This is a genomic window from Cyanobium sp. Maggiore-St4-Cus (assembly GCF_024345615.1).
In the GTDB taxonomy this organism is placed as follows: Bacteria; Cyanobacteriota; Cyanobacteriia; order PCC-6307; family Cyanobiaceae; genus Cyanobium_A; species Cyanobium_A usitatum.
Window position 1 is genome coordinate 112,072 of sequence record NZ_JAGQBL010000004.1, and the last position, 16,214, is coordinate 128,285.

The window sequence follows — 16,214 nt, forward strand, 5'->3', positions numbered from 1 at the left end:
GCTTTCAGTCTCTCAAAGCGTGGGCAATTGGGCGGGCACGTCCCTTGAGACTAAAAGAAATAGAGAATTTCTTAGCCTTTCAACAGTCTTAATCAAGATTTGGATCGAAACATCCTCTGCAGAATCTTGATCAGAAAACCCAAACGGATTATCAATATCGTCGATCAACCTAAGCAGTAGCATTACCAGAAAGGAAATAACCGCCAAGAAAAAGATTGATGCGGAGAGGTTCTCAGACTTTGCCAGCACTAGTCCCGCAACCAAAAGAGCAGCCGCTATGTACGCCATCCAGTAGACCAGTGGAACAAAGTCCGTATCTCGGATGACCTGCACTCGATTAACCCGTTGAAGGATGAGGGCCATATCCGCCATCAACCTGCCACGAAGAGTAGAAGCGTCCCCCTTGATCTGGGCGGAAGCTTCGGCAATCATTAAATGAGTTTCAGCATAATTCCCATAAAGGGTGCTTTCAGGAGCCCGTTCATAAAACCAATTGACTATACAATCACCGAATTCAACCAGCTTTTCAAGATATTTGGCAGTTTCAGCCTGTGAGTTGTAAACCCTAATAGCGACAATTTCTAGGTACAGAGACTCGAGCGAGGTGGAAATTTCCCCAGGTATCTTTTCGCTTTCCTTGAAATCAGTGAGGACTCCACTCAACAAAAAACCCATTAGAAAAACAGTTGAAGCAACCATCGCCGAAAAAAGCTGATTTACCTCAAATTTTTCAAGTCCAAAATAATGAACCGCAGCTTTAATTGTGCAAACTATTAAGACCAACTGCGCTACTGAGCCAACTTTGTTAAGACGAATTCGCCGGGGTGAGCCTGGCTTGCCCACCAGCCTGAACAGGTCTTTCATGGCGTAAAATTTTTAGTTTATATTATCACAATGTGCCGGGGGCCTTGGCTTTACGGTCAATTAAACTCATTTTAATAATACATTAATCTTAATTCCTCGGGCTCAATAGATTCTTGCGCAACACGATTTATCCATCATTGAAGATTGCCTTCTGCTAGGCCAAGCCTTCTCGAAAGGCAGCGATTCTCGGAAGTTGCTCGTATCGGATCAATCAACCCATTTCCCAAAGTTGCAAAACTCTGGCAACGATGCTGGCAACCAGCCCCACCTTGATGAGCCATGCTCGCAAAGCGCCCACGCAGCGGGATGATGGGTCAGCTCGTGCCATCCATGGCCCCGCCCCCTGCCGCTCAGAAATCCCAACGTCGGCGCGACCGCCTGCTCAGGCTGCTGGGCGGCCTGACCCTGCTCGCCCCCCTCGGGGGCTGCACCCTTGGCCGTGAGTTGCCCAACATCGTTTACGTGGCGATCGGAGCCAACAAAGACCAGCTCATCAACGCGGAGCTGAAACAGGCATTGCAGGAGCAATTAATGAAGGTGGGTGCGCGATTCCGCCAGATCCACCCAGACACCCATTTTCAGTTCGGCGTCTACCCCGAAGATCAGATGGTGGAGGTCATGCGCCGGCGCAGCCGGAGTGGCCTCGTCCCGGATCTGCTGATCGTGAATGGCGACACGGCCCTGCGCTTGCGACAGGCCGGCCTTGTGGACCCCTTCCCAATCCGCAAGGACCAGCTGGCTATCTTCAACGACGAGGAATTGCGAAGGTTGCGCAGCCCGGATGGGCGGCTGGCAGGCCTGCCGGTACTGGTGCAGACCCAGTTGAGCTGCTTCAACCGCCAGCGACTTAGCGAACCGCCGGCAACCTTGCAGGAGCTGCTCAATGCCAGTGCCAACGGTCACCCCATGGGCCTGTCGCTGGACCTCTATTACCTGTTCTGGATCGTGGGCAGCACTGGCTCCCTACCAGCCATTGACCGAGCCGTTCTGGGCCAACAGCTCAACCCGGCCGATCGCCAGGCCATGACGGACTGGCTGGCCTGGCTGCAAAACGCCAGCAACCAGCAGCGGGTCACCTTCTTCCCCGACCAGCCCACCGCCGAAGCCGAATTTAAGGCCGGCCGGATCGACTGGATCCCCTGTCGCAGCACCGTGCTGCCCCAGCTGCGCCGGGTGATGGGGAGTGCCCTCGGGGTCGCCCCCTTGCCTGATGGGGAGGGTCACCGGGCCAGCCCGATCAACCGGCTGCGGGTGCTGGCCCTGGGCCGCAGCTCCAGCGCAGCGGGTCGTCGCCGCGCCCTGACCTTCAGCTTCTACAGCGTCAATCCGCTCACCCAGCGCACCCTCACCCTGGGATCCCAGACGGTGCTGCCAGCCAATCGCTTCGTCACCGTACCGGTGCAGAGCTCCCAGGTGCTGGCCGCCATGGTGGCCGCCTCCAACCAAGGCCTTCAGGCCAACAGCCTGGTGACCCTTGTGCACACCAATGACCCCCGCATTCCCCGCCTGCAGACCCTGCTGACCGAGTTGGTGTTCGGGGAGAGCAGCCCCGAGGACGCCAGCACCGAGCTGGTCCAGATCCTGCAGGCACGCCCATGAAAGAGCTGCTGCTGGAGATATTCGGCTGGCTGGGTTATCTGGAGCGCCCCTCGGTGCTGCTGCAGCTGGGCCTGGTGATCGCCGTGGTGCTGCTCACCCGACGGTCCCGGCGCCGGCGCTGGCTGCAGCCCCTGCCGCTGCTCGCCTATGCGCCCGTGGGGATATTGACCCTGGCCTTGGGCTGCGGGGCCCTGGCCGCCCTGGGCCAGCCCCAGGGGCTGGCGAGCCTGCTGGGGCTGCAATGGCTGGGCTGGTACGGCATCAGCCTGCTGCCCAAGCGGCTGCATCAACTCGAATCCCGGCTACTGCGGCCTGCCTACCTGGTGGCATCTGCCCTCCTACTGATCCGGGAAGTCGACAACTTCAACGACATCGCCGTGATCCAGCTGGGGGAGGTGCTGGGGGTGTCGGTGAGCTTCGGCAGGCTGTTCAACTCCCTGGTGGTCATCTACCTAGTACTGGTGGGCTGCGGACCACCGGCGGCGGGGGTGGCTTGGCTGGCGCAACGCAGCCTGGGCCTGAGCGACGGCAGCAGCAAGGCCATGGAGCTGATGCTCCGCTACCTGGTGGTGAGCCTGGGGCTGGTGGGCGTAGCAATGCACCTGGGCATCAACAGCACTGCCTTAATCGCCGTGGCAGGTGGCCTCTCAGTGGGCCTGGGTTTCGGCATTAAGGAGTTGTTCTCCAACTTCATTAGCGGCATCTGGCTGCTGTTTGAGGGATCCGTACGTCCAGGCGAAGTGCTGATGCTCGACGGCGATCCCTGCGAAGTTCGAAGTCTTGGACTGCGTGCCACCTTGCTTTGGCGCGATCGTGACAATGCCGAACTACTGATCCCCAACCAGACCTTCTTCACCGAGGCGGCCACCACCTACACCGCTAGCGACCGCATGCGCCGCAGCCAGGTAAGCATTGGCGCCGCCTATCACCACAACCCAGCAGAAGTGATTGCGCTGCTCGAGGCCACAGCTCTGGATGTGGCACGGGTGCTTCCCCAGCCAGCCCCCAAAGCCCTACTGCTGAATTACGGCGACTCCGCTATTAATTACGGCCTGCGCTTTTGGATAGCCAACCCGATGGACAACGTGGGTATATGCAGCGAGGTGAACCAGGCAATTTGGCAGGCCTTCCGTCAGGAGGGCATCGAAATTCCGTTTCCCCAGCAAGTTCAATACCCCATGGCTTGGCCTCCTGAAAACCATTTAGGATGCGGAAGCAGGCGGCAAATCGACCTTTAGCCTAACAACAATATCTTCTAGAAGATGAATCGAAACATCTTCAGCCGAGTTGATATCAGACTGCCCAAAGGGGTTGTCAATATCATTAATTAACCGAAGCAACAGAATTAACAGAAACGAAATTACTCCAAGGAAGAATACTGACTCAGGAAGGTTTTCTGACTTGGTCACAACCAAGCCAGCAAATAGGAGGGTAGAGGCAATTTCTGCCATCCAGTATACAAGCGGCACAAATGTTGTATCGCGGATGGTTCTGACTCGGTTGACCTTCTGCAAAATCACAGCCAAGTCCTGCATCAACCTCCCCCGCAGCGTGGAGGCATCCCCCTTGAACTGAACGGCAGCTCCAACCACGTCACTGTGGGCCTTCCTGTAATTGATCAGGAGCTGCTCAGTACTCAAGCCCTCCCGCAGCCAATAGAGCAAATCTTCAGCAAGGGCAGCAATTGAGAATACTGCTACATCGACCTTAGCTTCAGGATGATATTTTGGTATGGCCCTAACTTCTAAGTCGAGGGATTCCAATGCCGTAGCGAATTCGCCAGGAATTTTTTCACTTTCCTTAAAGTCTGCCAGAACACCGTTCAGCAAAAAACCGAGAAGGAATACCGTAGATGCGACCAACGCCGAAAATAAAGCATTGGCACTAATCTTTTCGAAGCCCATAAAATGGACAATGATTTTAATGCCACAAAGAACAGCTACCTGAAGCGCAACGCTTCGAATTTTTCTCAGCCTTCGACGCTTAGCGCTAGCCAGAACCGGTCCGCAAGTTTATTGATCTTTGCAACAGAGGCCTACTAAGCAGAGGTATTGCAGGACACACCTGAAAGATTTAGCCCATCCTGACGCTCTAAAGTCATTTCATACGATTGAAGACACATGGTTGAGGATTTCCTGGTCGCGATCCGCACCAATGAGGATTTGCAACGCCAGTTGCGCAGTGCCACCACGGCGGCTGACCTGGCTGCGGTGGGCGCTCAGGCAGGCCTGACCATCGAACCTGCTGCGCTGGTGAAGGGCTTCGCCCAGTTGCTGCTCGAGAGCGACGACGCCATGGCCGTACGCAACTTCGACAACCTCGGCTGGGACATGGGCGAGCTGCTATGGGCAGCCAAGACCTGGGAAAGCCCCGATCAGGCCTGAGCTAGACGGGCCAAATAGTCCGGATAGCTGCCGGCATTGATCCAGCCGGTAGCGATCGTTTTGGTGTGCTCCTCGCTCACCCTGCCTCGGTGTATGTGGGAGGGGCCAGCCGGAAAGATCACGAGCTTGCCCCGCTCAGCAGGCTCGTGGTGAGCCTGCCAATGAAACTCGGTGCCTCCGTTGGGCACATCGTTGCAATAGAGGATCCAGGCCAGCACCCTGTGCACCGGTTCAGTGGCTTCGTCGCTGATTGTCCAGTCGCAGTGCCAGCGCTTAAAACCCTCACCAGGGGCGTATCGCTGCAGGTTGAAGATTGGATTCACAAACAGCTCCTGCTCCGGGCAGCACTGGCGAAAGAGGCCGCGCTCCTGCAGGTAGCGATCCAGCCCAGCCGTTACGCCGCGCAGGATCACCTCCGCTAGGGCGAAGGCCTCAGGATCGGAGCGGTCGATGGCTACCAGGCTGATATCGGTGGAAATTTTGGCAGGCTCAGTTTTGCCGCCAGGGCCAAAGGCCACCCCGGGCCGCCGCAGGTCAACGCGCCGCTCATAAAAGGCCATCACCCCATCGGCGAGGGCCTCGAAGCCGGCATTGCGATAGGTAGCTAGCAGGTTCATCGGGAGAGCTCCTGCCAGGGAAGGGCCAGGGCCGCCTCCAACTGCTGCCAGCGCTGCGGCTCCGCCGCGACCCTTGCCAGCAGACCCAGCCGCTCCAGAGCCGCCACCACTCGCCCATGATCCAGGGGGCCAGCAGGCCCTAGGGGCAGCACCAACACCTGGGGCTCGGCGGGATCGGCAAGCACCCGCAGCTCCAAATCCTCCAGCTCGCGCTCAAAGAAAATTCGCCGCATGCGGCCGGTGAGCCCTGGCCCCAGCGCCTCGGCATAGGCCTCCAGCGAGTCACGATCTCCGCTGCAACCGCAATTGAGCGCCAACCAGATCAGCAGCTTGGCCCAGCTATCAGCAGTCCAGAGCGGCTGAAAGCTCTCACGGTGCTGCCGCACCAACTCGCCAATGGCGAAATCAAACAGGGTTGCCTGCAGGTTGATGGCATTCATGCCTGCCATCCTGCCCAGCTGCCGGCAGACTGCACGGGCATGCGACTGCCCCACCCATGGCCCTCGACTTCAACGACCCCGATTTGGAGTTCAGCGATCTCGTTTACGCCTACCAGAGCTGGGTAATGGCGGTGATCAACGACGAAAAGCTCGGCGGCGAAGAAACCCTGCTCACCGACGAGATCGCTGACGACGCCCTCAACGCCATGCGCTTTCTGCCCGGCGAAGTGACCAGCGCCATCGAAACCAGCCTCGCCCGTGTCTACGACGTAGATGCCGACGAACTCGCCAGCCTGTTGTTCCCAGAAGGCTGACGCCCACGACTGCCCTGGTACCCCTGCTCGCCCTCGGAGCAGCCGGCGCGCTGATCTGCGGCGCCTCCCCACCGGGGATGGCGACCGCGGCCCGCGTGGGTCAGGACTCCATGACCAGGCTGCCTGAGAAACACGCTGAAACAACTGATTGGGAGTAATAGCCGGCGACGACATATCAATCCACATGCATGATCTTAATACGCTGATCGGCGAGGACGGCGAAAAGCTGCATTTGATTCGCAATATTGAGTTTGACGGTGGTCAGACCCTTGCCCAAGCACGCATCAATTACGTCACTCTGGGCACGCCTCAGCATGACTCAAATGGGCATATCAATAATGCGGTCTTGCTCATTCATGGAACCGCAAGCAGCTGGCACATGTATGCGGAGAAATGGTGGAGCAGCCACATGTATGGCCCTGGACAACCGCTAGATCTCCGCAACACGTTCATCATTATTTCAGACAATATTGGAGCGGGGAGCTCCAGCAAGCCCAGCGATGGCATGCGCATGGGATTCCCCTCCTATCAACACAGCGACGTTGTGCGCGCCCAGCACGACCTGGTGACCAAAAAGCTCGGCATCCAACAATTAAGGGCAGTAATCGGCAGCTCCTATGGCGGCAGGCTCACATGGCAGTGGGGCGTTCAATACCCGGATGCGGTAAGAGGCATTATTCCAATGATTGCCTCCCCATTTGCTCTGGCCGGCCGTCGCGGCATGCAAGATTATCTCGGAATCGAACCCTTGCTGCTTGATCCAACCTGGGATGGCGGCAATTACAATGAACCACCACGGAACTTCCCCTTAGCCATCATGGCCTATTGGGTTTTCATGTCTGGGGTGAACCATCTTTGGAATGCTGCGCCCACGCGAGAGCGGTCCCAACAGCACCTGCCCAGGCTGGCGGAAAAGATCGCCGCAAAACTAGATGCCAACGACTGGATCTATCAACTGCGGGCCAATGACGAATTCAACGTTGCCCCAAAGCTTGAGGAGATTCAAGCCCAAGTGCTAGCCATCGCTGTGGATGGGGACGAAATGGTAGCGGTTGAACTCGGACACCTGGACGAAGCCAAGCGAAGACTCGGTGACAAAATGGATATTGTTCTGGCCAAAGATTCAGGGCGGGGCCACGCCGCTTTGCAGCATGAAGTTGGGGCTTATGCACCAAAAATCAACCAATTCCTAAAATCCCTTGACTGACAACCTGGGGCCTACACCTTCAACGGGTTACCGCACTGCAAGAGAGTCCTTGGCACGGGAGAGTCCATTGCCCCAGATAGTCCATTGAGCGGTTGGGTCCAATGCGCGATGCCGGGTTCGAACCAGCGACATCCTGCTTGTAAGGCAGGCGCTCTACCGCTGAGCTAATCGCGCGGTGTAGGCAAAATACACCCCATGGCTCAGGCCCCACTTCAACGCAAGCTGCGCTGGCAACTTGAGGCCCTCGGGGTGCGGCTGCTGCTGCTGGCGCTGCGGGGGCGCTCCCACAGCAGCATGGCCCGCGGCATTGCCCAAGCCCACCGGCTAGCCAGGCCCTGGCTGCGGCGGCGCCACACCACGGCGATCGCCAACCTGACGCGGGTCTATGGCGAGCAGCTCAGCCAGGGCGAGCGGGAAGCCATCGCCGAGCAGTCGATCAACAGCTTTTTTCTCTCCTGCCTCGAATCGATCATCCAACCGGTTGACGCCTGCTTGATCAGCGCTGAGGGGGAGGGGCTCGACGAACTGTTGCAGCTGCATCGCCAGGGCCAGGGGGTGATCGTGGGATCGCTGCACCTGGGTTGCTGGGATCTGGGGCTGCGCTGGCTGAGCGAACGGCTGGATACCCCATCTGTCGTGTACCGCCCCGCCCGCAACCCCTACAGCGACGAGCTGCTCAACCGGGCCCGCCAGGCCAACAGCTACTGCAACTGGATTCCCCAGGCCGATGCCAGGTCAATGTTGCGCTGTCTGCACAGCGGCGGCAGCCTCGTGGTGATGACCGACCTTTACAGCCGCAACAGCGAAGTGCAGGTCGACTTCCTCGGCCTGAGCACCAACTTCGTCAAAGGGCCTGCGGCCCTTTCGCAGAAATCGGGTTGCCCCCTGTTTCCCGTGGCCCAGGTGCGGGAAGCCAACGGCCGCTTTCGGCTGATCTTTGGCGCACCGCTATGGCCCGGCCAGGGTGCCGCTGCCCTGAGCGACCAGCTTGCCGCCGTAGCCCGCTGGCACGAACCCCTGATTCAGGCCTATCCGGAGCAGTACTACTGGATCAACCGGCGCTGGCGAACGGGCGATGGCAGCGGTGAGCGGCTGCGGCCCATCGGCCCACCCGGGCGCTGATCGATGGCCAGCGGCCGCAGCCACGACCGAGCCACCTGGCTCCTGAGCCTCCCCTTTGGGCTGCTGTGGTGGCCCTGGCTGGGGTTGGCGGGGGTGAGCGTGGCCGGCCTGAGCTTTCTGCTGGGAGGCCTGCTGCTCTCCCCCGACCTCGACACCCGCTCCAACCCCACCCGCCGCTGGGGACCGTTGCGGCTGCTCTGGTGGCCCTACCGCAACCTGCTGCGCCATCGCTCCCTGGTCTCCCACAGTCCCCTGCTGGGCACCAGCGGGCGCCTGGCCTACCTGGCGGCGCTGCTGCTGGTGAGCTGCCTGCTGCTGCAACCCCTCGGTGGACCAGCACCCCAGCAGCTCATAGCCACCGCCCAAGCGCTCTGGCAGGGCGAGCGTCCGCTGCTGCTGGCCGCCCTGGTGGGCCTGGAGGCCAGCAGCTGGCTGCACCTGATCCAAGATGGCGACCCGATGCCGCGCCTGCCCCGCCTGCTGCGCCGCCGCCGCCGCCGATGAACCCCCACCCCCAAACCCCAGCCCACCTTGAGGCCCTAGCTGAGCTGATCGCCGTGGTGGCTCGCCTGCGCGACCCCGAGGGCGGCTGCCCCTGGGATCTGGTGCAAACCCACGCCTCCCTGGTGCCCTACGTGCTGGAGGAGGCCCACGAGGTGGCCGATGCGATCCGCTCGGGCGACGATCACCACCTGGCGGAGGAACTGGGCGACCTGCTGCTGCAGGTGGTGCTCCACGCCCAGATCGCCAGCGAGGCTGGCAGCTTTGATCTGGCCCAGATCGCTGCAGGCATCAGCGCCAAGCTGGTGCGCCGCCATCCCCATGTGTTTGGTGGCGGCGAGCCGGCCAGCTGGGAGGAGATCAAGGCCGCAGAAAAACCCCAACCCGCCTCCACCAGCCCCCTGAGCGATCGGCTGGCCGGCAAGGTGCGCGGCCAGCCAGCCCTAGCCGGTGCCATGACGATCTCCAAGCAAGCCGCCGCCGCCGGCTTCGAGTGGGATGACATGGCAGGGGTGTGGGCGAAGGTGCACGAGGAGCTAGACGAGCTCAAGGAAGCTGTGGCCTCCGGGGATCGCCGCCATGCCCAGGAGGAGCTGGGCGACGTGCTGTTCACCCTGGTGAACGTGGCCCGTTGGTGCGGCCTCGACCCAGAAACCGGCCTGGCGGGCACCAACAGCCGCTTCCTCGATCGTTTCTCCCGGGTGGAAGCAGCCCTGGATGGCGACCTAAAGGGCCGCAGCATCGGCGAGCTCGAAGGCCTCTGGCAGCAGGCCAAGGCCGAAATCCGCGCTGAAAACAAGCCAACGCCAGGCTGCTAAGCCCTGAGCGCAACAGCCTCGCGAATTCCGTACAACCTGCAGATTTAGGGGCACCCAGTCAACAGCTCAATCCTCCGGCAGCTCAGTCCTCCGGCAGCTGAGGACGCGACCCCCGCTGCCCCTTGATCGCACCGCGCTGCTTCTTGGCCGCCAGACGCCGCTGCACAGAACCACGGGTGGGCCGAGTCGCCCGACGCGGTGGCGGCGGCGGCTTGATCGCCTCCTGCAGCAGCTCCACTAGGCGCCGCTGGGCCGCCACCCGGTTTTGCCATTGGGAGCGGTGCTCACTGGCCGCAATCACCACACAACCTTCCACCAGCTTTCCCTCCAGTCGCCCCAGGGCCCGGGCCTTGATCGTGGGCGGCAGCGCCGCAGAGGCCGCCAGATCAAACACCAGCTCCACCCGAGAATCGGTGGTGTTCACGTTTTGGCCGCCGGGGCCGGAGGAGCGAGAAAAACGCCAGGCCAGCTCGGCGGCGCCGATCACCAGCGCTGGGGTCAGCCGCAGATCCGCCGTGGGTCGCAGGGGAGCCATGGATTCAGGGCAGCCAGGAAATCAGGGGAGCCAGGAAATCAGCCTGTCACGGCCAACACACCGGCGATGCGCAAGGCTGGAGACTGCGAAATTTTGGCAATGGGCTGGATCGACGAGGTCTTCGACGGCGTGCGCTACGGCCTGGAGGGCACGGTGGTCGCCGAACAGGATTCAGCCTTCCAGAAGGTGACGATCATCGACAGCCAGCGCTACGGCAAGGGCCTGCTGCTCGATGGCTGCTGGATGACTGCCGAGCGCCAGGAGCGGCACTACCACGAGGCGATCGTGCATCCGGCCCTCTGCAGCGCCGCCAGCATCGAGCGGGTGCTGGTGATCGGCGGCGGCGATGGCGGCACCGCCCGCGAGTGCCTGCGCCACGCTGGCGTGCAGCACCTCGACCTAGTGGAGATCGACGGCCTGGTGGTGGAGTGGAGCCAGAAGTACCTGCCCAGCATCGGCGGCGGCTGCTGGAGTGACCCCCGCTTCCACCTCACCGTGGGCGACGGCATCGCCTGGGCCGCCAATGCCCCTGAAGCCAGCTACGACGTGGTGATCGTGGATGGCTCAGACCCCGCCGGCCCGGCCGAGGGCCTGTTCAACCGGGCCTTCTTCGAGCACTGCCGCCGCATCCTCAAGCCAGGCGGCGTGTTCGCCACCCAGAGCGAATCACCCGAGGCCTTCCGAGTGGTGCATATCGACACGGTGAAGCTGATCCGTGAAGTGTTCGGCCACGCCGATCCGATGTATGGCTGGGTGCCCATGTATCCGAGCGGCTGGTGGAGCTGGACGTTCGCCGCCACAGACGGCCGTCGCTATCTGCAGCCGGATCCCGCCCGCGCCGCGGCCGTCGACTGTGGCTGTGAGATCTGGTCCCCCCGCTGGCAGCGCGGCGCCTTTGATGCTGTGCCCGCCGCCATCGAGCGCGCCCTCAACGCCTGAGCCCGCCATGCCCGACCTTTCCCTGTTTGACACCGATCTCTTTGACCAAGACGGCGCTATTTACATGGGCAGCCAGCGCGACCCCGCCGGCTGCCGGGTGGGTCTGTTCGGCGTGCCCTACGACGGCACCACCTCCTTCCGCCCCGGCACCCGCTTCGGCCCGGCGGCAATCCGCGAGGTGAGCAGCGGCCTGGAGAGCTACGACCCCCAGCTCGATCGCGACTTGGAGGAGCTGGCCATCGCCGACCTCGGCGCGGCGGACATTCCCTTCGGCGCCCCCGAGCCGGTAGTGGCGGCCGTGAAGCGGGCCACCGAAGCTGTGCTGGCCCTGGGGCTCAAGCCACTGATGCTGGGCGGCGAGCACTCGATCAGCTCCGGCGCCGTGGCGGCCGTGGCCGCGCAGCACCCGGAGCTGGTGCTGGTGCAGCTCGATGCCCACGCCGACCTGCGCCAGGAGTGGCTCGGCGCCCACCACAGCCACGCCTGCGCCATGCGCCGCTGCCTGGAGGTGCTGCCCAGCCAGCAGCTGCTGCAGATCGCCATCCGCAGCGGCACCCGCGAGGAATTCAGCGAGTTGCGGAGCAGCGGCCGCCTGGTGGCGATTGAGCGGATGGCCGAAAGCCTGAAACCCCTGCGCGGCAAGCCCCTCTATCTCACAGTGGATCTGGATTGGTTTGATCCAGCGGTGATGGCCGGCACCGGCACCCCGGAGCCCGGCGGCTTCCTCTGGCGGGATTTCGCCGCCCTAGTGGAGGAGCTGCGCCACCACAACCTGGTGGCCGCCGATGTGGTGGAGCTGGCGCCGATGCTGGATGCCACCGGCGTGAGCAGCGTGCTGGCCGCCAAGGTGGTGCGCAGCCTGCTGTTTCTGCTCGACCGTTAATGCCGAAAGCCGATCAGTAGCAGCAGGTGCCGCTGGTGCGCTGTTCGCGCAGGCGCTCGTGCTGCTGGCTGATCAGCAACACCGCCAGAGTCGGATGGTTGTGGAGCAGGTTCAAGAAGCGCAGGCGATCTAGCCGCAGAATCTCAACAGGGGTACAGGCCACGGCTTCGTTGCGATAAATGCCGTCGCGCCAAAGGATGTCTTGATAGCTGAACAGCTCTCCGGGGCGGTAGCAAAGCTTCTCGCCGCTCTCGCTGATCACCTCGATGATGCCGCGGCGCACCCCATAAATCGAGTCGGCCCGGGAGCCCCTGGAAAACACCTTGGAGCCGGTGGGCAGGGTAAGAACCTCGCAGTCCACTTGAACCGCCATCAGCTCTAGTGGAGTGGTGATCGCCACCGAAGCAACCATGCCCCACACCCCCTAATCGATACCAGTGATCCTTAATACAGCTCTGCCGCCCATGGCGGCTAGCCATGGCGAGCACAAAAGCCAAAAAAGCCCCAAAACGAGACAAAATTACAGATTTTCTTCAGCTTTTGCCAAAGGCTGATTCAAGGCTGAGCTGCTGATTCGGCTGGGCTGGTGTCCCCCCAGCTGCTGGCGCCGCATTAATCGCAGGCAGCCGCGGCGGCCGGGCCGTCCAGTGGTGGCACCACAGCTCCAGCGCCAATTCAGGGTGGATCGGCAACTGGCGCAGCTGACACCAGCCGAATTCAGCGCCACTGGGTGGGGCGCAATGGCGGCAGCTGCGGCAGCAAGGGCGCTGACCCATCCAAGGGAGAGATCTGGTCTCTCAAGGTATGGACGTTTGGTCAAAGTGGTATCGAATACGGCGAATCTTCCAGGTTCCTTATTGATTCCGCAGGCCTGCATAGGATCCGGCCATGGGTTTAATACGCACCCCCCTGTTTGAAGCCGCCCAAGCCGCGGGTGGCCGGATGGTGCCCTTTGCCGGCTGGGAGATGGCTGTGCAATTTGAGGGCTTGGTGGCAGAGCACCAAGCCGTGCGGCGCCGCTGCGGCATCTTCGACATCTCCCACATGGGGGTGCTGACCCTGCGGGGCGCAGGCGCCAAAGAAGCCCTGCAGGCTCTGGTGCCCACCGACCTGTTTCGGATTGGCCCCGGCGAGGCCTGCTACACAGTGCTGCTCAACGAGCGGGGCGGCATCCGCGACGACCTGATTGTTTACGACCGGGGCTGGCAGGCAGATGGCCAGTGCCACGAACTGCTGCTGGTGATCAATGCCGCCTGCGCCGCAATCGACACTGCCTGGATCCGCAGCCAGCTAGAGCCCCAGGGCATCAGTGTTGAAGATCGCAAAAGCGATGGCGTGCTGCTGGCCCTGCAGGGGCCGGAGGCGGCCGCTCGGCTGGAGGAGTTGGCGGGTACCAACCTGAGCGGCCTGCCCCGCTTCGGCCACCGGGAGCTGAAACTGGCTGGCGCCAGCGCCTTTGTGGGCCGCACTGGTTACACCGGCGAAGACGGCTTCGAACTGCTGCTGAACCGGCCAGACGGCCTGATCCTGTGGGACAAATTGCTGGCCAGCGGCGTCAGCCCCTGCGGACTCGGCGCTCGCGACACCCTGCGCCTGGAAGCGGCCATGCACCTCTACGGCCACGAGCTGGATGAGCACACCACACCCCTGGAGGCCGGCCTGGGCTGGCTGGTGCACCTGGAAATGCCCAAAGGCTTCATTGGCCGCGAGGTGCTGGAGCGCCAAAGCGCCGCGGGGCTCCAGCGGCGCCTGGTGGGATTGAAGCTGCAGGGCCGCGCCATCGCCCGCCATGGCTACCCGGTGCTAGCTGCCGGGGCTCCAGTGGCTAGTGAGCCGTTGGGGCACATCACGAGCGGCAGCTGGTCACCCAGCCTCGAACAAGCGATCGCCCTGGCCTACGTACCAGCCAGCGCCGCCAAGCTGGGCACCGAACTGGCGGTGCAGATTCGCGGCAAGGCCCAGCCAGCGCTGGTGGTGAAGCGTCCCTTTTACAAGCGCTGACGCCACCGGGTGGGACAATCGCCCATTCACTCCGGATCTCAGCATGCGCAGCCACGGATGCGGCGACCTGCGTCACGACGCCAGCGGCCAGACCGTGCAGCTCTGCGGCTGGGTAGACCGATGTCGTGACCACGGCGGCGTGATTTTTGTCGACCTGCGCGACAGCAGCGGCAGCGTGCAGATCACCGTCGATCCCGACAATGGCGCCGAGATGTTCGCCATAGCGGAGCACCTGCGCAACGAAACGGTGATTCAGGTGGAAGGCAAGGTGCGGGAGCGACCCGCCGATGCCATCAACGACCGACTGGCCACCGGCCGCATCGAAGTGCTGGCCAGCGCCATCACCGTGCTCAACGCCGTTAAGGGCAACCTGCCCTTCCCCGTGTCGGTGCACGACGAGGAGAACACCCGCGAAGAGCTGCGGCTGCGCCACCGCTACCTCGACCTGCGCCGCGAGCGCATGAACAGCAACCTGCGCCTGCGCCACCGCACCGTGCAGGCGATGCGCCGCTTCCTGGAAGACCAGGGCTTTATCGAGGTAGAAACCCCGGTGCTCACCCGCTCCACCCCCGAGGGCGCCCGCGACTACCTGGTGCCCAGCCGGGTGTGCGGTGGTGAGTGGTTTGCCCTGCCCCAGTCGCCCCAGCTGTTTAAGCAGCTGCTGATGGTGGGCGGGCTGGAGCGCTACTACCAGGTGGCCCGCTGCTTCCGCGACGAAGATCTGCGGGCCGATCGCCAGCCGGAATTCACCCAGCTGGACATCGAAATGAGCTTCATGGACCAGGAGCAGATCCTGGAGCTCAACGAGGCCCTGATCGCCTCGATCTGGAAGGCCGTGAAAGGGGTGGAGTTGCCCCGTCCCTTCCCGCGCCTCACCTGGCACGAGGCCATGGCCCGCTACGGCACCGATCGCCCCGACACCCGCTACGGCCTGGAGCTCACCGATGTCTCCGACCTGGTGGCCGGCATGGGCTTCAAGGTATTCAGCGGCGCCGTGGCCGCCGGCGGCTCCGTGAAGTGCATCGCCGTGCCTGGTGGCAACGACGCCATCAGCAACGTGCGCATCAAGCCCGGCGGCGATGTGTTTTCCGAGGCTCAGAAGGCTGGGGCAGGCGGCCTGGCCTTCATCCGGGTGCGCGAGGGCGGCGAGATCGACACGATCGGCGCCATCAAGGACAACCTCACAGAAGACAAAAAAGCCGAACTGCTGGCCCGCACCGGTGCCACCCCCGGCACCCTGCTTCTGTTCGGCGCGGGCGATACCGCCACGGTGAATAAGGCCCTCGATCGAGTGCGCCAATTTCTGGCCCGCGAGCTTGGCCTGGTGCCGGCCGACCGTGACAACGACCAGTGGAATTTCCTCTGGGTGGTGGATTTTCCGATGTTTGAGTTCAACGCCGGCGAAAACCGCCTAGAAGCCCTACACCACCCCTTCTGCGCCCCCAACGCAGACGACCTTGGGGCAAATCCCGCCGCCTGGGCCAACACCCTGCCCACGGCCCGCGCCCAGGCCTACGACCTTGTGCTCAACGGCCTCGAGCTGGGCGGCGGCTCGCTGCGCATCCACGATTCAGCCCTGCAGCGCCAGGTGCTGCAAACCATTGGTCTGCCCCTGGAGGAGGCCAACCAGCAGTTCGGCTTCCTGATGGACGCCCTCGACATGGGTGCCCCACCCCACGGTGGCCTGGCCTACGGCGTAGATCGGATCGTGATGCTGCTGGCGGGCGAGGAATCGATCCGCGACACGATCGCCTTCCCCAAGACCCAGCAGGCCCGCTGCCTGATGACCGGCGCGCCTGGCGGCGTGGCCACCAAACAACTCGACGAGCTGCATGTGGCCAGCACCTGGAGCGAAGAAGACGAAAGCTGAAGCCCAAAAGAACAACTGAAAGCAAAACTGAAAACCAAAACCAAAAACCAAAACAAAACGGGGCATTTGGCGCCGCAGCTGCCCAGCGCAGCAACGGTGAAGCACCACTAATCCATTGGG

General features: G+C 62.4%; 19 protein-coding genes and 1 tRNA gene. 12 read left to right on the plus strand and 8 right to left on the minus strand.

Features of this window, described 5'->3' with window-relative positions; all coding sequences use genetic code 11:
• Positions 1-12: 12 nt before the first annotated feature.
• The gene (locus KBY99_RS05110; RefSeq protein WP_254997753.1) at positions 13-864 is read right to left on the minus strand and encodes a hypothetical protein; all 852 of its coding nucleotides are present in this window, start codon (positions 862-864) and stop codon (positions 13-15) included.
• A 330-nt stretch (positions 865-1,194) separates the two neighbouring features.
• Between KBY99_RS05110 and KBY99_RS05115 the strand changes: the two genes are divergently transcribed.
• Positions 1,195-2,463 (plus strand): extracellular solute-binding protein, encoded by a 1,269-nt coding sequence (locus KBY99_RS05115; RefSeq protein WP_254997755.1) that lies wholly within the window; start codon positions 1,195-1,197, stop codon positions 2,461-2,463.
• A complete protein-coding gene (locus tag KBY99_RS05120; RefSeq protein WP_254997756.1) occupies positions 2,460-3,701 on the plus strand; it encodes a mechanosensitive ion channel family protein in 1,242 nt (413 codons plus the stop codon). The genes KBY99_RS05115 and KBY99_RS05120 overlap by 4 nt, the downstream gene beginning before the upstream one ends.
• On the opposite strand, the gene KBY99_RS05125 is transcribed toward KBY99_RS05120, so the two are convergent.
• Positions 3,666-4,367 carry a hypothetical protein gene (locus KBY99_RS05125; protein WP_254997757.1) on the minus strand — a complete coding sequence of 234 codons (702 nt, stop codon included), beginning with the start codon at positions 4,365-4,367 and terminating at the stop codon, positions 3,666-3,668. The two genes, KBY99_RS05120 and KBY99_RS05125, sit on opposite strands and share 36 nt — an antisense overlap.
• 216 nt (positions 4,368-4,583) lie before the next feature.
• On the opposite strand from KBY99_RS05125, the gene KBY99_RS05130 reads away from it, so the two are divergent.
• On the plus strand, positions 4,584-4,847 hold the full coding sequence (locus KBY99_RS05130) for a Nif11 family protein (RefSeq protein ID WP_254997758.1): 264 nt from the start codon (positions 4,584-4,586) through the stop codon (positions 4,845-4,847).
• Here KBY99_RS05130 and KBY99_RS05135 read toward each other — a convergent pair.
• Both KBY99_RS05135 and KBY99_RS05140 read right to left on the minus strand, forming a co-directional pair.
• Positions 4,838-5,464 carry a 2OG-Fe(II) oxygenase gene (locus tag KBY99_RS05135; protein ID WP_254997759.1) on the minus strand — a complete coding sequence of 209 codons (627 nt, stop codon included), beginning with the start codon at positions 5,462-5,464 and terminating at the stop codon, positions 4,838-4,840. The genes KBY99_RS05130 and KBY99_RS05135 overlap by 10 nt on opposite strands.
• Positions 5,461-5,913: a protein phosphatase gene (locus KBY99_RS05140; RefSeq protein ID WP_254997761.1), complete on the minus strand. Its 453-nt coding sequence runs from the start codon at positions 5,911-5,913 to the stop codon at positions 5,461-5,463. The genes KBY99_RS05135 and KBY99_RS05140 overlap by 4 nt, the downstream gene beginning before the upstream one ends.
• A 47-nt stretch (positions 5,914-5,960) precedes the next feature.
• Here KBY99_RS05140 and KBY99_RS05145 point away from each other — a divergent pair, with 47 nt between their 5' ends.
• On the plus strand, positions 5,961-6,218 hold the full coding sequence (locus tag KBY99_RS05145; protein ID WP_106502661.1) for a hypothetical protein: 258 nt from the start codon (positions 5,961-5,963) through the stop codon (positions 6,216-6,218).
• A gap of 148 nt (positions 6,219-6,366) precedes the next feature.
• Positions 6,367-7,425: an alpha/beta fold hydrolase gene (locus KBY99_RS05150; protein WP_254997763.1), complete on the plus strand. Its 1,059-nt coding sequence runs from the start codon at positions 6,367-6,369 to the stop codon at positions 7,423-7,425.
• A 102-nt stretch (positions 7,426-7,527) separates the two neighbouring features.
• Here the strand turns inward: KBY99_RS05150 and KBY99_RS05155 are convergent.
• Positions 7,528-7,599 (minus strand) — tRNA-Val (locus KBY99_RS05155).
• 21 nt (positions 7,600-7,620) lie between these two features.
• Here KBY99_RS05155 and KBY99_RS05160 point away from each other — a divergent pair.
• Genes KBY99_RS05160 through mazG form a run of 3 tightly spaced genes read left to right on the plus strand, consistent with a single transcriptional unit; the run spans position 7,621 to position 9,866 of the window.
• Positions 7,621-8,547 carry a lysophospholipid acyltransferase family protein gene (locus tag KBY99_RS05160; protein ID WP_254997765.1) on the plus strand — a complete coding sequence of 309 codons (927 nt, stop codon included), beginning with the start codon at positions 7,621-7,623 and terminating at the stop codon, positions 8,545-8,547.
• A 3-nt stretch (positions 8,548-8,550) separates the two neighbouring features.
• Positions 8,551-9,051, plus strand: a complete 501-nt coding sequence (locus KBY99_RS05165; protein WP_254997766.1) for a DUF2227 family putative metal-binding protein — start codon at positions 8,551-8,553, stop codon at positions 9,049-9,051.
• Positions 9,048-9,866 carry a nucleoside triphosphate pyrophosphohydrolase gene (mazG, locus tag KBY99_RS05170; RefSeq protein ID WP_254997768.1) on the plus strand — a complete coding sequence of 273 codons (819 nt, stop codon included), beginning with the start codon at positions 9,048-9,050 and terminating at the stop codon, positions 9,864-9,866. Before KBY99_RS05165 ends, mazG begins: the two co-directional genes overlap by 4 nt.
• 82 nt (positions 9,867-9,948) lie before the next feature.
• On the opposite strand, the gene arfB is transcribed toward mazG, so the two are convergent.
• A complete protein-coding gene (arfB, locus tag KBY99_RS05175) occupies positions 9,949-10,401 on the minus strand; it encodes an alternative ribosome rescue aminoacyl-tRNA hydrolase ArfB (protein WP_106502657.1) in 453 nt (150 codons plus the stop codon).
• A gap of 66 nt (positions 10,402-10,467) precedes the next feature.
• Here arfB and speE point away from each other — a divergent pair, with 66 nt between their 5' ends.
• Together speE and speB are read left to right on the plus strand one after the other, a co-directional pair.
• Entirely contained in the window at positions 10,468-11,340 is an 873-nt protein-coding gene (gene speE, locus KBY99_RS05180) for a polyamine aminopropyltransferase (RefSeq protein ID WP_254997770.1), read from the plus strand.
• A 7-nt stretch (positions 11,341-11,347) separates the two neighbouring features.
• Positions 11,348-12,223 (plus strand): agmatinase, encoded by an 876-nt coding sequence (speB, locus tag KBY99_RS05185; RefSeq protein WP_254997772.1) that lies wholly within the window; start codon positions 11,348-11,350, stop codon positions 12,221-12,223.
• Between the two features lie 13 nt (positions 12,224-12,236).
• Here speB and KBY99_RS05190 read toward each other — a convergent pair whose 3' ends face one another.
• On the minus strand, positions 12,237-12,635 hold the full coding sequence (locus tag KBY99_RS05190) for a Crp/Fnr family transcriptional regulator (RefSeq protein WP_254997773.1): 399 nt from the start codon (positions 12,633-12,635) through the stop codon (positions 12,237-12,239).
• A 121-nt stretch (positions 12,636-12,756) separates the two neighbouring features.
• A complete protein-coding gene (locus KBY99_RS05195) occupies positions 12,757-12,999 on the minus strand; it encodes a hypothetical protein (protein ID WP_254942848.1) in 243 nt (80 codons plus the stop codon).
• 112 nt (positions 13,000-13,111) lie between these two features.
• On the opposite strand from KBY99_RS05195, the gene gcvT reads away from it, so the two are divergent.
• Both gcvT and aspS read left to right on the plus strand, forming a co-directional pair.
• Positions 13,112-14,224: a glycine cleavage system aminomethyltransferase GcvT gene (gene gcvT, locus KBY99_RS05200; RefSeq protein ID WP_254997774.1), complete on the plus strand. Its 1,113-nt coding sequence runs from the start codon at positions 13,112-13,114 to the stop codon at positions 14,222-14,224.
• 43 nt (positions 14,225-14,267) lie between these two features.
• Positions 14,268-16,094: an aspartate--tRNA ligase gene (gene aspS / locus KBY99_RS05205; RefSeq protein ID WP_254997777.1), complete on the plus strand. Its 1,827-nt coding sequence runs from the start codon at positions 14,268-14,270 to the stop codon at positions 16,092-16,094.
• Positions 16,095-16,214: the final 120 nt, after the last annotated feature.

What these genes read in the sequence shown, in the direction of transcription:
- KBY99_RS05165 (WP_254997766.1), top strand. Translation starts at nt 8,551, where the DNA reads ATGGCCAGCGGCCGCAGCCACGACCGAGCCACCTGGCTCCTGAGCCTC.
- KBY99_RS05140 (WP_254997761.1), bottom strand. Translation starts at nt 5,913, where the DNA reads ATGGCAGGCATGAATGCCATCAACCTGCAGGCAACCCTGTTTGATTTC.
- KBY99_RS05195 (WP_254942848.1), bottom strand. Translation starts at nt 12,999, where the DNA reads ATGGGTCAGCGCCCTTGCTGCCGCAGCTGCCGCCATTGCGCCCCACCC.
- KBY99_RS05110 (WP_254997753.1), bottom strand. Translation starts at nt 864, where the DNA reads ATGAAAGACCTGTTCAGGCTGGTGGGCAAGCCAGGCTCACCCCGGCGA.
- KBY99_RS05135 (WP_254997759.1), bottom strand. Translation starts at nt 5,464, where the DNA reads ATGAACCTGCTAGCTACCTATCGCAATGCCGGCTTCGAGGCCCTCGCC.
- KBY99_RS05120 (WP_254997756.1), top strand. Translation starts at nt 2,460, where the DNA reads ATGAAAGAGCTGCTGCTGGAGATATTCGGCTGGCTGGGTTATCTGGAG.
- gcvT (WP_254997774.1), top strand. Translation starts at nt 13,112, where the DNA reads ATGGGTTTAATACGCACCCCCCTGTTTGAAGCCGCCCAAGCCGCGGGT.
- KBY99_RS05190 (WP_254997773.1), bottom strand. Translation starts at nt 12,635, where the DNA reads ATGGTTGCTTCGGTGGCGATCACCACTCCACTAGAGCTGATGGCGGTT.
- arfB (WP_106502657.1), bottom strand. Translation starts at nt 10,401, where the DNA reads ATGGCTCCCCTGCGACCCACGGCGGATCTGCGGCTGACCCCAGCGCTG.
- speB (WP_254997772.1), top strand. Translation starts at nt 11,348, where the DNA reads ATGCCCGACCTTTCCCTGTTTGACACCGATCTCTTTGACCAAGACGGC.
- mazG (WP_254997768.1), top strand. Translation starts at nt 9,048, where the DNA reads ATGAACCCCCACCCCCAAACCCCAGCCCACCTTGAGGCCCTAGCTGAG.
- KBY99_RS05125 (WP_254997757.1), bottom strand. Translation starts at nt 4,367, where the DNA reads ATGGGCTTCGAAAAGATTAGTGCCAATGCTTTATTTTCGGCGTTGGTC.
- KBY99_RS05160 (WP_254997765.1), top strand. Translation starts at nt 7,621, where the DNA reads ATGGCTCAGGCCCCACTTCAACGCAAGCTGCGCTGGCAACTTGAGGCC.
- KBY99_RS05115 (WP_254997755.1), top strand. Translation starts at nt 1,195, where the DNA reads ATGGCCCCGCCCCCTGCCGCTCAGAAATCCCAACGTCGGCGCGACCGC.
- aspS (WP_254997777.1), top strand. Translation starts at nt 14,268, where the DNA reads ATGCGCAGCCACGGATGCGGCGACCTGCGTCACGACGCCAGCGGCCAG.
- KBY99_RS05145 (WP_106502661.1), top strand. Translation starts at nt 5,961, where the DNA reads ATGGCCCTCGACTTCAACGACCCCGATTTGGAGTTCAGCGATCTCGTT.
- KBY99_RS05130 (WP_254997758.1), top strand. Translation starts at nt 4,584, where the DNA reads ATGGTTGAGGATTTCCTGGTCGCGATCCGCACCAATGAGGATTTGCAA.
- speE (WP_254997770.1), top strand. Translation starts at nt 10,468, where the DNA reads ATGCGCAAGGCTGGAGACTGCGAAATTTTGGCAATGGGCTGGATCGAC.